The sequence below is a fragment of the Cellulomonas fimi ATCC 484 genome (assembly GCF_000212695.1).
GTDB classification, from domain to species: Bacteria; Actinomycetota; Actinomycetes; order Actinomycetales; family Cellulomonadaceae; genus Cellulomonas; species Cellulomonas fimi.
Map to the genome: position 1 here is coordinate 942,446 of NC_015514.1, position 14,238 is coordinate 956,683.

Genomic DNA, 14,238 nt, shown 5'->3' on the forward strand with positions numbered 1-14,238 from the left:
GCGCTCCCGTCGCCGGCGACACCGATCCTGGTGACGCTGCGAGGGCGCAGGATGTCCACCAGGTCGGTGCCGGTGGCTCGACGAGGAGGGCGACGATGACGAACGTGCTCGTGCTGGCCGGGCGGGGGCGGTACGGCGACCCGTGGCACGACCACGCGGCGACGACCGACGCGATCGCGACGCTCCTGCGCGCGGACGGCCATGACGTCGTGGTGCGCAGCACCTTCCCCGACGCGCTCGACGACGTCCGCCCCGACCTGCTCGTCGTGAACAGCGGTCGCGGCCCGCTCGACCCTGCCGAGGACGACGACTGGCGGGGCTTCCACGACCGGCGGGCCGCGCTCGTGGCGGCGGGTGTGCCCGTGCTGGGGGTGCACCAGGCGGCGAACACGTTCGGCGACGACCCGCGCTGGCCTGCGACGCTCGGTGGTCGGTGGGTCGAGGGCGTGTCGTGGCACCCGCCGCTCGACGCCGCGACGTTCCGTGTCCTCGATGCCCACCACCCCGTCACGGCCGGCCTCGCGGAGGTCGCGGCGACCGACGAGCGGTACGCCGACCTGGAGGTCGCGTCGGCGTCGCGCGTCCTGCTGGCCGCGGACGTGGCGGGCGACGACGGGACGGGCGCGCACCCCGTCGTCTGGGTCGGGCCCGGGCCGGGGCGGGTCGTGTACGACGCCCTCGGGCACGACGTCCGCTCGTACTCCTCACCCGACCGCCGTGCCCTGCTGCGGCGCGAGGTGGCGTGGCTGCTCGGCCGGTGACCAGCGCGGCGGTGGCGGTGGCGGCAGACGCCGGACGGCCGCGCCCTCTGCGGCCGGCGCACGGCGCCCGCTGTGGCGGCCACGGGCCGGACGTGGTGCGCTGACCCGCATGCGACTCATGACGTACAACGTCAAGGGCCTGCAGCTCGACGGCCGCGCGGTCGCGCAGGTCGTGCGCCAGGCCCGCCCGGACGTGCTCGCGGTGCAGGAGCCGCCGCGCGGGCTGCCCGGGCGGTGGCGCGTGCGTCGGTTCGCCCGGCGCGCGGGGCTGCGGGTGGTCGTCAACGGCCGCGGCTCGCGCACCACCGCCCTGCTCGTCGCCCCGGGCCTGCACGTCAGCCACGCCCACGCGCTGCGCCTGCCGTGGCGCGAGGGGACGGTGCGTCGCGGCGCGGCGGTCGCCCGGGTCGAGGGGGTCGTCGTCGCGGCCGTGCACCTGTCGCTGGTCCGGGACGAGCGCGCGCAGCACCTGGAGCTCCTGCTGCGGCACCTCGCGGCCGCTCCGCCCGCACCGCGCGTGGTCCTGGGCGACCTCAACGAGCCGCCGGACGGGCCCGCGTGGCACCGGCTGCTCGAGGGCCTCGTCGACGCGTGCCCCGACGGCCCGCCCACGTACCCCGCGGTCGACGCCAGCCTGCGCATCGACGCCGTGCTCGTCGACCCGTCGCTCACGGTCCGGTCGGCCGCGGTGCACGACGACGACCTCGTCCTGCGCGCGAGCGACCACCGGCCGCTGGTCGTCGACGTCGAGCCCGCCGCCCCGCCCGTCTGACGTCGCCCGCCCACCGTCCGTCTGACGTCGCCGCCCACCCGGCCGCACCTGTCGTGCGCGGGCACCGGCGACGGCCGGGAGAATCGACGCATGAGCCTGCCGCGCACCGACCCGCACCTCCTCGACGCCCTCCGGGCGGACCTGTCCGCCGTGCCGTACACGGTGGCGGCGGTCGAGGACCTGCTCGGACCGGTGGCGGCGGCGGCGCTGCACCGCGAGGAGCCGGTGCCGGCGCTGCGCGCGACGGCGCGGTCCGACGAGCCGCTCGCGGCGCTCGTGCGCGCGTTCCTGCTGGGCCGTCCGGTCCGACGCTCGGCGCTCGACGCGGCCCTGCCGAGGCTCGGCTGCCGCGGTGCGCACGACCTGGGGCTGGTCGACGCGACGGGGGCGGACGCCGACGACGAGGTGCGCGCGCTCGTCGACCTGCGCCCGTACGCGGCGGTCGACGGCGGCGGGGAGATCGACTGGTGGGTCGCGTCGGACCTGGGCGAGCTCGCGACGGGCACCGCGCTGCGCACGGACCACGTGCTGGGCGTGGGCGGGGCGTCGACGACGCTCGCGCAGGTCACGGTCCGCTCGCCGCGACGCCGCGTGCTGGACCTGGGCACGGGCTGCGGCGTGCAGGCGCTGCACGCGACCCGGCACGCGCACGCCGTCGTCGGGACCGACATCTCGGCGCGGGCGCTCGCGTTCGCGCAGCTCAACGCGGCCCTGGCGGGCGTCGCGGACCGGACGACGTGGCGCCTGGGATCGATGCTCGAGCCGGTCGCGGGGGAGCGGTTCGACCTCGTCGTGTCCAACCCGCCGTTCGTCATCACGCCCCGCGGCGCGGACGTGCCCGCGTACGAGTACCGCGACGGCGGGAGGGCGGGCGACGCGATCGTGCGCGAGCTCGTCGAGGGCGTGGGCGCCGTCCTGGAGCCGGGCGGGGTGGCGCAGCTGCTCGGCAACTGGGAGGTGCGGCGCGGCGAGTCGTGGGACGAGCGCGTCGGGCAGTGGGTCGACGCGTCGGGGCTCGACGGCTGGGTGGTGCAGCGCGAGCTGCAGGACCCCGCGCAGTACGCCGAGACGTGGATCCGTGACGGCGGCACGACGCCTGACCGGGACCGCGACGCCTGGGCCACGCGGTACGGGGCGTGGCTCGACGACTTCGCGAGCCGCGACGTGGAGGCGATCGGGTTCGGCATCGTGACGCTCCGCCGTCCTCCCGACGGCGGCCGGCCGTCGCTGCGCCGGCTGGAGGAGGTCACCGGGACGGTCGTGCAGCCGCTCGGCCCGGTGGTCGACGCGGCGCTGGCGGCGCACGACTGGCTCGCCGCGCGGTCCGACGACGACCTCGCGGCCGCGCGTCTCGTGGTCGCGCCCGACGTCACGGAGGAGCGGTACCTGACGCCCGGCGACGCGGATCCCCGCGTCGTGCTGCTGCGGCAGGGCGGCGGCCTCGGGCGGACGGTGCAGGCGGGGACGGCGCTCGCGGGGTTCGTGGGGGTGTGCGACGGCGAGCTCACGGTCGGGCAGATCGTCGGTGCCCTGGGCGCGCTGCTCGACGTGGGTGCCGACGCCGTCGCGGCCGACGTCCTGCCCTCGGTCCGCGGCCTGGTCACCGACGGCCTCCTCACCCCCGCCTGACCCGAGCGCCCCCCGGGCGGGCGCACCGCCCGGGCCCCGGGCGAGCCGACGCCCTCGCGTGGCGGGGGCCGGCCACCACGTGGGTGACCGGCCCCCGCGCGTGCGGTCCAGGCGTCAGCGCAGCTCGACGTCGTCGATCACGTGGGTGCCTGCGTTGAGGTAGAGGTTCACGCGCTTGACGTCGGCGAGCTGGGCGCCGCACCCCGCGCTCAACGTCGTGAGGTCGAGCACGAGCGCGTCGTCTCCGGTGCGCGGCCCGGACACCCACCCGGCCTGCGCGGTCTCGCACCACTGCCAGGTCGAGCCGACCTGCAGGGCCGCCTTGGTGTCGAACCCGGTGGTGGAGACCACGTCGAGGGCGAGCGCCGTCCGCCCGGTCCAGTCGGCGACGGACGGGGTGAACGAGAACCACCCGCCGTCGGGCGCGGCGGCCTCGATCGTGAGCGTGCCGCCGGACGCGGTCGCGGAGCCCGGACCGGCGTCGAGCGGCCCCCAGCCCTGCGCGCCGTCGGCGAAGTCCGACAGCACGACGGGCTCGAGCGGCGACGGGAGGGCGTCGAACCGGTACAGGTACCGCGCGAGCTCCTGCCGCTGCACGGCCTTGAGCACCCCGAACGTCGACGCCGACACGGGCTCGACGACGCCCACCTCGGTCGCCCACGTGATCGCGGTGCGGTACCGGTGCCACGTGGGGACGTCGCGGAACGCCTCCGTCCCCTCGGGCTCGGGGGACCCGGCGAGCCGCCACAGCAGCTCGGCGGCGGTGGCCCGGTCGAGCGGGGCGCTCGGCAGGAAGACGCGCCCGTCGTCCACGAGCCCCTCGGCGACGAGCCACTCGATCGCGGTGTAGGCGGGGTGGCTCCGGCGGACGTCGAGGAACGACGGTGTCGTCGGCGGCGTGAAGACCGCCTTCTCGTAGGCGTGCAGCAGCCGCGCGACGTCCTGCCGCTTGACCTGCCTGGCGGGCCGGAAGGTGCCGTCGTCGTAGCCGTCGTCGAGCCCCTGCGCGTGCAGCCACAGGATCTCCGTCTCGTAGGGGTGGCCCTTCGGGACGTCGGAGAACAGCGGCGGCGGCTCGACGCCGGGGTGGGCGGCGATGTCGTCGACGACGAGCGAGCCCGACGCGGCACCGCCCTCGGCGCTGTTGACGTAGACGTTGAACGACGTGAGCGCGCGCAGGTCGTCGTCGGAGATGCGGCGGTCGGCGTGCGCGGTGTCCCACGGTGCCGGGCGCCAGTCGACGAACGGGATCGTCACGAGCTGCGGCTCGTCGCCCGCGAGCGACGGGTACGCCTCGTAGGCGACACCACCGGCGTTGAGCTGCAGGACCATCCTGTTGTTCGAGCCGTCGGGGTCGACCCAGATCGCGAGCTCGTTGAAGTCGGACCAGTCGCCGGACAGCTGCTTGCCGACGCCGGTGTAGGTCTGCGTCGCGAAGTCGTAGTCGAGCCGCAGCGCCTTCGCGCCGCCCCCGACGGACCCCGTCTCGAGCGAGATCGTGTTGGCGCCGTAGGTCACGTACTCGGCACGCAGCGCGGTGTCGTCGCCGTAGCCCTCGAAGTCGTCGACGACGCCCGCGGGGAACGTCGGCCTCGGCCCGAGGACGACCTCGTTCGTGACGTCGAGCGTCCCGGCGGCGGTCGTCGCCGTCGCGGTGACGGTGTAGGTGCTGTTGTCGAGCTGCGCGCTGGTCGGCGACCAGGGGGCCGTCCACCACAGGGCGCCGTCGTACGCGAGGTCCAGAGTGTCGACGACGGTGCCGCCCTGGGCGACCTCGACGGTCACGGACTGCACGTCGGTGCCGCCGACCCGCACCCGCACGGTGGTCGGGGCGGACGCGACGCGCGCGCCGTCGGCCGGAGAGGCGATGTGCACGACCGGCTGCGCGGGCGCTGCGGCGACGGTCCGGTCGAACGCGCCCGTGACCTCGGACGCGAACAGCGTGAACGGGTCGGCGGCGTACGCCTGGAAGTCCTCGAGCAGCGCGTCGCCGGGCACGGGGACGAAGTGCTGGCCGGCGTCGAAGTTGGCCCACGTCTCCATGTAGGCGTTGCGGCTCGCGACGGGGTCGGCCTTGATCGCGGCGAGCACCTTGGTGAACCACTGCGCGGGCGACGAGCCGTTCGTGCCCACGCCGCCGCTCACGCCGAACTCGGTGAACGCCGACACCTTGCCCTTCTCGTCGGCGATCTCGGCGATCATCCGCAGGTCGGCGACGAGCCCGGCGAGGAACGCGTCCGAGCCGGTGCTGTCGTAGGTGTCGAGGCCGAGCACGTCGACGAACGCGTCGCCGGGGTAGGTGCGCAGGTAGACGTCGCGGTTGCCGCCGAAGCCGCCGCCCGGACCCCACGCGTAGAGGAAGTTGGAGACGCCCTTGACGTCGCGCAGGTACTCCACGGTGAACCGGTAGAGCTCCTGGTACTCGCCGGGTGAGCCGTACGCGGCGCCCCACCAGAACCACGAGCCGGCGTTCTCGTGCCACGGCCGGAAGACGATCGGGATGAGCGTGCCGTCGTCGCGGCGCGACGCGTCGGCGAGCTCCGCGATGTCGTCGAGGTAGGCGACGAGCTCGGCGTGGTGCGAGCCGCCCGGCAGCACGGCGCGCAGCGTGTCGCCCGAGGTGTCGTAGAACGAGCCGCCGGTGACGAAGTTCTCGACGTGCGCGCTCACGGTGTTGACGCCGCCGATCGCGTCGGCCTTGCGGATGTAGTCGGCGAACAGCGCGATGTTCTCGTCGCGCGTGTTCTCGGCGAGCCCGGGGCGCTCGTTGCCCTCGATGATGAGCGTGTCCCAGCCGAAGACCGCGGGAAAGTCGCCCGTGACGTTCTTGACGTCGGAGGTCGTGCCGTCGGTGGGTCCGGTGGTGAGCCCGAACGACGTCGTGTGCTGGTGGCCGAACAGGATGCCCTCGCCGCGCACGCCGTCGAGGTAGGAGAGCAGCGACCGGGTCTCGGCGGTCGCGTCGGCGTCGACGATCGCGATGGTCTCGTCGGCGGGTGCGGTGGGCAGCGCCCCCGCGACGGGCGCTGCGGGCGCCGGTGCGGACTGGGCGGGAAGCGCCGACAGGCCGGTCAGGGCCAGCGCCGCGGCGGTGGCGGCGAGCACGTGGCCCGCCGTGCGCCCGCGCGGACGGCTGCGGTTCGTCATTGAACCTCCAGGTGACGGTCGGGCCGGGCAGCGGCGCCCGAGCCCTCCAGGGGCCGCGCCGACCGGAGGCTCCGGACGGACGCGGACAGACTTCGTCAAGTTACCAAACTTAGTCAGGACGGAACAGGTCGGACAGGCGCTACCGAGGGCCCGGCTCGCACGACGAAGCGTTTCACCGGCGTCGCCCGAGGTCAGCCGGGCCCTGGCGCCGCACAGCGCAGCCACAGGTCGGCGACAGGTGGCCGCCAGCCCCCGTCCCTAGCGTCACCGTCGGTCGTGTCGCCCACGGGAGGAACAAGCATGCTGCGCGTCTGGAGACGGACCCGGGGATGGGTCCGCGCGGTGCTCGGCGCGGTCGTCGTCGGCGCCCTCGCCACCGGGATCTGGTGGTTCGCCGTCCGCGACGCCACCGCCGCCGCGGAGGAGCCCGCGACCCGCACGGTCGCCGCGAGCCTCACGACCATGGAGAAGACCGTCGACGGCACCGGCACCCTCACGCCCGCCGTGCAGGAGGACGTGTCGTTCGCGGTGAGCGGCACCGTCACGGGCGTCGCCGTCACGCAGGGCCAGACGGTCACGGCCGGCCAGACGCTCGCGACGGTCGACACGCTGCGGCTCGACGCCGACCTGCTCGCGGCGCAGGCCACGCTCGCCACCGCGCAGGCGCGCCTCGACGACGCGCAGGACGCCGACGACGGCACCTCGACCGCGGACGCGCAGGTCGCGTCCGCGCAGGCGCAGGTCGAGGTCGCGCAGGCCGAGGTCGACGACGCGCAGGCCGCGCTCGCGGACGCCACGCTCGTCGCCCCGGTGGACGGGCTGCTGACCGCCGTGAACCTCGAGGTCGGCGACGCCGTGACGGGCGGGTCGAGCAGCTCGGGCGGTTCGGGGGCGACCGCGCCGCAGGGGGACACGACGTCCGGCTCGACCGCCGCGTTCACGATCGTCGGCACCGACGCGTGGGAGGTCGAGATCGGGGTGTCCGACGCCGACGTCGCCCTGCTCGAGGCCGGCGACCAGGCCGAGCTCACCGTCGACGGTGCCGACGGCACGGTGTTCGGCACCGTCTCCGCGATCGGCCTGCTCTCGACGAGCGACTCCGGCGTGGCGTCCTACCCCGTGACTATCGCCGTCACGGGCGACCAGGACGGGCTGCACGACGGCGTCTCGGCCGACGTCAGCGTGATCTACGAGCGCCGCACCGACGTGCTCACCGTCCCGAGCATGGCCGTCAGCACGGTCGACGGCGCGACCGTCGTGACGAAGGTCGCGGCCGACGGCACCCAGGCCGAGACGCCGGTGACGACCGGTGAGACGGCCGACGGCATGACCGAGATCACCGACGGCCTCGCCGAGGGCGACGAGGTCGTCCTCGCGGTGCTCACCCCGCGGGCGACGCAGGGCGGCACCGACCAGGGCGGGACGGTCCCGGGCGAGGGTGACGTCATGCAGGGGTTCCCGGGCGGCGGCATGGCCCCGCCCGACGGTGCGACGTTCCCGGGCGGCGGGCAGGTGAGCCGCAATGGCTGAGGCGATGCTCGCGGCGGCCACCCGAGGCGCGGGCGGTGCGGCGGCCGACCCCGTCATCGAGCTCGCCGGCGTCCGCAAGACGTACCGGACGGGCACGGTCGAGTTCGAGGCGCTGCGCGGGGTCGACCTGCGCATCGACGCGGGCGAGTACGTGGCGGTCATGGGGCCGTCGGGGTCGGGCAAGTCGACGCTCATGCACATCCTCGGCTGCCTCGACGTCGCCACGTCCGGCACCTACCGACTCGCGGGCGAGGACGTGGAGCAGCTCGACGAGGCCGACCTCGCGGACATCCGCAACCGCCGCATCGGCTTCGTCTTCCAGCAGTTCCACCTGCTGCCGTCGCTGTCCGCGTGGCGCAACGTCGAGCTGCCGCTCGTCTACGGGCAGGTGCCCGCGCCCGAGCGGCGCGCCCGCGCGGTCGCCGCGATGGAGCGCGTCGGGCTGGGGGACCGGCTCGACAACCGGCCCGGCGAGCTCTCGGGCGGTCAGCAGCAGCGCGTCGCCGTCGCGCGTGCCCTCGTGGGCGAGCCGGACCTGCTCCTCGCCGACGAGCCCACCGGCAACCTCGACTCCGTGTCGACGCGCGACGTGCTCGCGCTGCTCGACGAGCTGCACGCGCAGGGCCGCACGATCGTCCTCATCACGCACGAGGAGGACGTCGCGCAACGCGCGCAGCGGGTCGTGCGCGTGCTCGACGGCCTGGTCCGCGGGGGAGGTGCGCGATGACCTGGACCGAGACCCTGCGCACCGGCTGGTCGGCGATCCGCACGCACGTCATGCGCTCGACCCTGACGGTGCTCGGCATCCTCATCGGCATCGCGGCGGTCATCCTCACGGTCGGGCTGGGTCTCGGCACGCAGAAGGACGTGTCCGAGCAGATCAGCGCGCTCGGCAGCGACCTGCTCATCGTGCGGCCCGGCTCCAGCACGGACGCGTCGGGGATGCGGGGCGGGTTCGGCACGGGCACGACGCTCACACGCGCCGACGCCGAGGCCCTCGACTCCGACGTCACCGCACCCGACGTCGCCGCGGTCGCCGCCGAGAAGTCGTCCACCGCCTCGCTCGAGGCCGGCGACACCAACTGGTCGACCCAGCTGGTCGGGACCACGCCCTCGTGGCTCGACGTGCGCGGCCGCACGGTCGCCAGCGGGTCGTTCTTCACCACCGCCGACGAGGAGTCGGGTGCGGCCGTCGTCGTCCTCGGCCCCGAGACCGCGCAGGAGCTGTTCGGCACCACGCGCGTCGTCGGGCAGACGGTGACCGTCGACGGGACGGACCTGCAGGTCGTCGGGGTCCTGTCCGCCGCCGGCGCGAGCGGGGACAGCGACCTCGACGACGTCGCGGTGGTGCCCATGTCGACCGCCGCGGACACGCTCGTCGGCGGCACGGACCGCGACGCCGTGTCGACGATCTACGTGCAGGCCGCGTCGGCCGACCGGCTCGGAGCCGCCTACCAGGAGACCGAGCAGACGCTGCTGGCCCTGCACGGCATCGCCGACGCGGACTCCGCCGACTTCACGGTGAACAGCCAGGACGCGCTCGTCTCGACCGCGACCGCCGTCTACCGCACGCTCACCGTGCTGCTGACGGGCATCGCCGCGCTGTCGCTGCTCGTCGGCGGCATCGGCGTCATGAACATCATGCTCGTGTCCGTCACCGAGCGGACGCGCGAGATCGGCCTGCGCAAGGCGCTCGGCGCGCCGCCCTGGGCGATCCGCCGGCAGTTCCTCGTCGAGGCGGGCGTGCTCGGGCTCGCGGGAGGTGTCGCGGGCGCGCTGCTCGGCATCGTCGGTGCGCAGGTCCTGCCCGGGCTGCTCGGCACGAGCGTCGTGGTGTCCGGCGCCGCCGTCGCGGGGTCGCTCGTCGTCGCGCTCGCGATCGGCCTCGTGTTCGGGGTCTACCCCGCCACGCGGGCCGCCCGGCTCGCGCCCATCGACGCCCTGCGCGCCGAGTGACCGGCGTCCCGCGCCCGGTCGCGCGCCGCGGGCCGCACACCGGGCCCGGCCGCGGCCGTCCGACCGGCCCACCCGTCGACCTTCCGGCCGGCCCACCCGCCTCCCGACCCGCCTCCCGACCCGCCTCCCGACCCGCCGACCCACCCGTCGCCGCTCCGGCGACCCGCCTCGGAGGAGCCCGCATGACCTCGACGCCCACCCTCGCCCGACGCCCGCACGGTGCGGTCCGCACGCGCCCCCGGGACTGCGCGCTCGCGCTGCCCGCCGTCGGCCTCGTGCTCGCCCTCGCCGGCTGCGCGGGCAGCACCGCGCAGCCCGCCGCCACGGACGACGCGACCGCCTCGGACGCGCCCGCGCAGCGCAGCGAGGACCGCGGGCGCGTCGTCGGGGAGATCGCGACCGTCGGCGACGCGCTCCTGCAGGTCCGCGGCACCGACGAGCAGACCGCGGTGACCTGGTCCGACGCGACGACGATCACCCAGACCGTGGCCGCGACGCTCGCGGACGTGACGGTCGGCGTGTGCGTCGTCGCGGTGGCGGCGCCCTCGTCCTCGACCGGCGCCGACGCGTCCGACGACGCGTCGGACGCCCCCGTCGAGGCCACGAGCGTCACGGTCTCGGCCGCGCAGGACGACGGCACGTGCACGACGGCCGGCGGTCCCGGGGGAGGCGGCGCGCCCGGCGACCTGCCGGGCGGTGCCCCGACCGACCTCCCGTCGGGTGTCCCCACGGACGGTCCGGCTGCTGGCGGTGAGCGCCCCGACGGCGCCCCGCAGGTGCGCGCGTTCGGCGCGGGCGTCGGCGGGCAGGTCACCGCCGTGTCGGGCAGCACGCTCAGCGTGCGGGTGACCGCCGCGGACGGCACGACGAGCGACCGGCAGGTCGTCGTCTCGGACGCCACGACGTACCAGCGCACGGCCGCCGCGGACGCGAGCGCGCTCGTCGCCGGGCGGTGCGCGACCGTGCGCGGCGAGGCCGACGACAGCGGCGAGGTCGCCGCCACCGCGATCCAGGTCACCGACCCGACGGACGACGGCTGCACGTCCGGGTTCGCCGTGCGCGGCCCGGGTGGCGCGCCCGGTCAGGGCGGGACCCAGGACGAGGAGGGCACCGATGCGTGACGTGCGGGCCGACGCCGCGGCCCCGTCGCTCGCGTCCCCGGCCGGCAGGCGCACGGCGGCACGGCGCCCCGGCCGTCGCCGCCGCACGGTCGCGCTCGCGACCGCGGGTGCCGTCGTGCTCTGCGGGATCGGCGGCGGGGTCGCCCTCGCGGTCGCCGACGACGGCGCGGGTCGCTACCGCACGGCCGTCGTCGAGAGGGCCGCCGTCGAGCAGGCCGTCGACGCGGTGGGGACCGTCTCGTCGGCCACGCGGCGCGACGTCGCGTTCTCGGTGGCCGGGACCGTCGCCACCGTCGACGTCGCCGTGGGCCAGCAGGTCACCGCCGGCACGACCCTCGCGACGCTCGACGCCGCCTCGCTCCAGGACGCCGTCGACGCCGCGCAGGAGGCGCTCGCCGACGCGCAGGACCAGCTCGACGAGGACCTCGCCTCGCAGTCGTCGTCCGGCATGTCGTCCACGGGCTCGACCGCGAGCGGCACGTCGTCGACCGGGGCCGGTGCGTCGGCGGGCGGGACGTCCGGGGACCTGTCGTCGGGCTCCGGGACGTCCGGCTCCGGTGCGTCGGGGAGCGGCACGGGCGGTACAGGTGGCTCGGGCGGAACGGGCGGAACGGGTGGTTCCGGTGGCTCGGGTGGCTCCGGTGGCACGGGTGGGTCGGACCCCGACCCCGCGGTCCAGGCCGCCGTCGCCGCCGTCCGCCGCGCCCAGCGGGACCTGCTCGCCCAGGCCGCCGCCGCGCACGACGCCCTGGCCACGAGCAGCTCCGCCGTCGAGGCGTCGCGCTCCACGTGCGCGGCCTTCCTCGACCTCGTGGACGAGGACGGCGACGGCGAGGCGACCGCCGATGCGCCCGGCACCGCCGACGGCTCCGTGGACACCCGCCCGGCCACGACCGACGTCACGCCCACGGCCACCGCCACCGACGACGCGACGTCCGCCGCCGACGCGACGTCCACCGACGACGCGACGTCCACCGATGACGCGACGTCCGCCGATGACGCGACGTCCCCCGACGACGCGACGTCCGCCGACGACGCCGCCGTCCGCGCCGCGCTCGTCGCCTGCCGGGCGGCGATCGACGGCACGCTCGACGCGCAGGAGGCGACCGACGCGGCGCAGCAGGCGCTCACGGCGCTCGCGACGGCCCTCGACACCGCCGTCGCGGCGCTGCAGGACGCCGTCGCCGCCGCGTCCGTCACGACGGACACGTCGGCCGCGCCCGGGGCGTCGGCGGGTGCGGGCACGGCGGGCGCCTCGTCGACGACGACCACGAGCTCCTCGTCGGCGACCGCAGGCACCGGCACCACGACCGGCACCACCACCACGTCGGTCTCCCCGAGCGGCAGCTCGGCGGGGGAGACCGATGCCGCGTCCGGCGCGCCGACAACCGACGGGTCATCCGGCGGGGCCGCGTCGGCGGCGACGATCCTCGCCGACCAGGCCGCCGTCGCCGCCGCGGAGGCGGAGCTCGCCGTCGCGCAGGCCGCACTGCCGTTCGGCACCCTCACCAGCCCGATCACGGGAACGGTCGCCGCGGTCGCGCTCGCGCCGGGCGACGCCGTGACGGCCTCGTCGACGACGGCGGTCGTGACGGTCGTCGGCACGGACGGGTACACGGTGTCGACGACGGTCGGACTCGGCGACGTCGACCTCGTCGCGGTCGGTCAGGCGGCGTCGGTGACGACGCCCAGCACGGACGCGGTCCTGCCGGGCACGGTGAGCAGCGTCGGCGTGCTCGACGTCTCGACGACGTCCGACCCGGCGTACACGGTCGTCGTGGCGCTGGACGCGACGTCGCAGCGGCTGTTCGACGGTGCATCGGCGCAGGTCGACGTGCAGGTCGCGGGCGTCGACGACGTCCTGACGGTCCCCACGTCGGCGGTCCGCACGGCCGACGGCACGACGTCCGTCCAGGTGCTCGACGGTGCGACCCCGAGCACGGTGGAGGTCGAGGTCGGCGCGGTGGGCGCGGAGCGCACCGAGATCGTCTCGGGGCTGGTCGAGGGCGACGAGGTCGTGCTCGCGGACCTGCAGCAGCAGGTCGAGCCCGGCTCGTCGTCGAGCAGCACGGGCCTGTCGGGCCTCGGCGGCACGCAGGACGAGCGCGGCCCGGTCGTCCTGCAGGGCGGCCCGCCGGCCGGGTTCACGGGCGGCGCCCCCGGGGCCGGCACCCGCGATCAGGGCTGACGGCTGTCCCGCCCCCGCCCCATGCTCGGGCGGTGTCCCGGGGCCGGCACCCACGACGAGGGGGACGGCAGTCCCGCCCGCCGCATGACGGCCGGAGCCCGCGACCGGACAGCCACGCGGGTGGACCGGACGGTGCGGGGTGCGGTGCCCGTCGGCGCGCGGCCGGGCGGCGACGCCGTCGCGCGACCGCGCTGAGTAGGCTCGCCGCGTCGCCCTCACGGCGGGGCGCGCGAGGGAGGACGACGATGACGGGACCGGCGGACGGCACGCCGCGGGTGGCGGTGCTCGGCGGTGGCGTGATGGGCGAGGCGTTGCTCTCGTCGCTGCTCACGGCCGGGTGGGCCACGGACCGCGTCGAGGTCACGGAGCACGCGTCGGCCCGGGCGGAGGAGCTCGCGGACCGGTACGGCGTGCGCACGGGCTCCTCGAACGCGCAGGCGGCCGAGCGGGCGGACGTCGTCCTCGTCGCGGTGAAGCCGAACGTCGTGGGTGCGGTGCTCGACGAGGTGGCGCCCGTGCTGCGGGCGGGGACGCTCGTGGTCTCGGTCGCTGCGGGCCTGCCGCTCGCGTTCTACGAGGGGCGCCTGCCCGACGGCACGCCCGTCGTCCGGGTCATGCCGAACACGCCGGCGGTCGTGGGCAAGGGCGCGAGCGCGATCGCCGCGGGCCGGCACGCCGACGACGACCACCTGGCGCTCGTCGAGCGGGTGCTCGCGGCGACGGGGCTCGTCGTGCGCGTCGCGGAGAAGGACCTGGACGCGGTCACCGCGATCTCGGGGTCCGGCCCGGCGTACGCGTTCTACCTGATCGACGCGATGGCGGAGGCCGGCGTGCTGCTGGGTCTGACCCGTGACCTGGCCTCGCGGCTGGCGGTGGCGACGGTCGAGGGCGCGGCGGCGCTCGCGGCGCAGTCGGGGGAGCACCCCGTCGTGCTGCGCGAGCGCGTCTCGTCGCCGGGCGGCACGACGGTCGCGGCGGTCGCGGAGCTCGACGCGCACGCGGTCCGGGCGGGCGTGGTCGCGGCGGCCCGTGCCGCGGCGGAGCGTTCCCGGCAGCTGGGCGCGCAGCACGGCGGCTGACGCCACCGGCGGGACCAGGCGCGACGCGCGCAGCGGTGCGCGGCCCGCGGGCGGC

General features: G+C 76.3%; 10 protein-coding genes. 9 read left to right on the plus strand and 1 reads right to left on the minus strand.

What is annotated here, in order from left to right; translation table 11 throughout:
* Positions 1–95: 95 nt before the first annotated feature.
* The 3 genes from CELF_RS04325 to CELF_RS04335 all read left to right on the plus strand — a co-directional run bounded on the left by CELF_RS04325 (position 96) and on the right by CELF_RS04335 (position 3,162).
* Positions 96–761, plus strand: coding sequence for a ThuA domain-containing protein (locus CELF_RS04325; protein ID WP_013770026.1), 666 nt, complete (start codon positions 96–98; stop codon positions 759–761).
* A 109-nt stretch (positions 762–870) separates the two neighbouring features.
* The gene (locus tag CELF_RS04330) at positions 871–1,533 is read left to right on the plus strand and encodes an endonuclease/exonuclease/phosphatase family protein (protein WP_013770027.1); all 663 of its coding nucleotides are present in this window, start codon (positions 871–873) and stop codon (positions 1,531–1,533) included.
* Between the two features lie 90 nt (positions 1,534–1,623).
* Positions 1,624–3,162 (plus strand): DUF7059 domain-containing protein, encoded by a 1,539-nt coding sequence (locus CELF_RS04335; RefSeq protein WP_013770028.1) that lies wholly within the window; start codon positions 1,624–1,626, stop codon positions 3,160–3,162.
* A gap of 114 nt (positions 3,163–3,276) precedes the next feature.
* Here the strand turns inward: CELF_RS04335 and CELF_RS04340 are convergent, their stop codons facing one another.
* Positions 3,277–6,309 carry a glycosyl hydrolase gene (locus CELF_RS04340; protein WP_013770029.1) on the minus strand — a complete coding sequence of 1,011 codons (3,033 nt, stop codon included), beginning with the start codon at positions 6,307–6,309 and terminating at the stop codon, positions 3,277–3,279.
* A 300-nt stretch (positions 6,310–6,609) separates the two neighbouring features.
* Here CELF_RS04340 and CELF_RS04345 point away from each other — a divergent pair, with 300 nt between their 5' ends.
* From CELF_RS04345 to proC, 6 genes are all read left to right on the plus strand, one after another.
* A complete protein-coding gene (locus tag CELF_RS04345) occupies positions 6,610–7,839 on the plus strand; it encodes an efflux RND transporter periplasmic adaptor subunit (protein WP_013770030.1) in 1,230 nt (409 codons plus the stop codon).
* The gene (locus CELF_RS04350) at positions 7,832–8,566 is read left to right on the plus strand and encodes an ABC transporter ATP-binding protein (RefSeq protein ID WP_013770031.1); all 735 of its coding nucleotides are present in this window, start codon (positions 7,832–7,834) and stop codon (positions 8,564–8,566) included. Before CELF_RS04345 ends, CELF_RS04350 begins: the two co-directional genes overlap by 8 nt.
* Positions 8,563–9,795, plus strand: coding sequence for an ABC transporter permease (locus tag CELF_RS04355; protein ID WP_013770032.1), 1,233 nt, complete (start codon positions 8,563–8,565; stop codon positions 9,793–9,795). Before CELF_RS04350 ends, CELF_RS04355 begins: the two co-directional genes overlap by 4 nt.
* Before the next feature lie 182 nt (positions 9,796–9,977).
* Positions 9,978–10,916: a hypothetical protein gene (locus CELF_RS04360; protein ID WP_013770033.1), complete on the plus strand. Its 939-nt coding sequence runs from the start codon at positions 9,978–9,980 to the stop codon at positions 10,914–10,916.
* Complete coding sequence (locus CELF_RS19395; RefSeq protein WP_013770034.1) at positions 10,909–13,104, plus strand: efflux RND transporter periplasmic adaptor subunit; 2,196 nt, start codon at positions 10,909–10,911, stop codon at positions 13,102–13,104. Before CELF_RS04360 ends, CELF_RS19395 begins: the two co-directional genes overlap by 8 nt.
* A gap of 245 nt (positions 13,105–13,349) precedes the next feature.
* Entirely contained in the window at positions 13,350–14,183 is an 834-nt protein-coding gene (proC, locus tag CELF_RS04375) for a pyrroline-5-carboxylate reductase (RefSeq protein ID WP_013770035.1), read from the plus strand.
* The last annotated feature ends 55 nt before the right edge of the window (positions 14,184–14,238 follow it).

Coding starts and splice junctions, on each gene's coding strand:
- CELF_RS04325 (WP_013770026.1), top strand. CDS start 96: ATGACGAACGTGCTCGTGCTGGCCGGGCGGGGGCGGTACGGCGACCCG.
- CELF_RS04330 (WP_013770027.1), top strand. CDS start 871: ATGCGACTCATGACGTACAACGTCAAGGGCCTGCAGCTCGACGGCCGC.
- CELF_RS04335 (WP_013770028.1), top strand. CDS start 1,624: ATGAGCCTGCCGCGCACCGACCCGCACCTCCTCGACGCCCTCCGGGCG.
- CELF_RS04340 (WP_013770029.1), bottom strand. CDS start 6,309: ATGACGAACCGCAGCCGTCCGCGCGGGCGCACGGCGGGCCACGTGCTC.
- CELF_RS04345 (WP_013770030.1), top strand. CDS start 6,610: ATGCTGCGCGTCTGGAGACGGACCCGGGGATGGGTCCGCGCGGTGCTC.
- CELF_RS04350 (WP_013770031.1), top strand. CDS start 7,832: ATGGCTGAGGCGATGCTCGCGGCGGCCACCCGAGGCGCGGGCGGTGCG.
- CELF_RS04355 (WP_013770032.1), top strand. CDS start 8,563: ATGACCTGGACCGAGACCCTGCGCACCGGCTGGTCGGCGATCCGCACG.
- CELF_RS04360 (WP_013770033.1), top strand. CDS start 9,978: ATGACCTCGACGCCCACCCTCGCCCGACGCCCGCACGGTGCGGTCCGC.
- CELF_RS19395 (WP_013770034.1), top strand. CDS start 10,909: ATGCGTGACGTGCGGGCCGACGCCGCGGCCCCGTCGCTCGCGTCCCCG.
- proC (WP_013770035.1), top strand. CDS start 13,350: ATGACGGGACCGGCGGACGGCACGCCGCGGGTGGCGGTGCTCGGCGGT.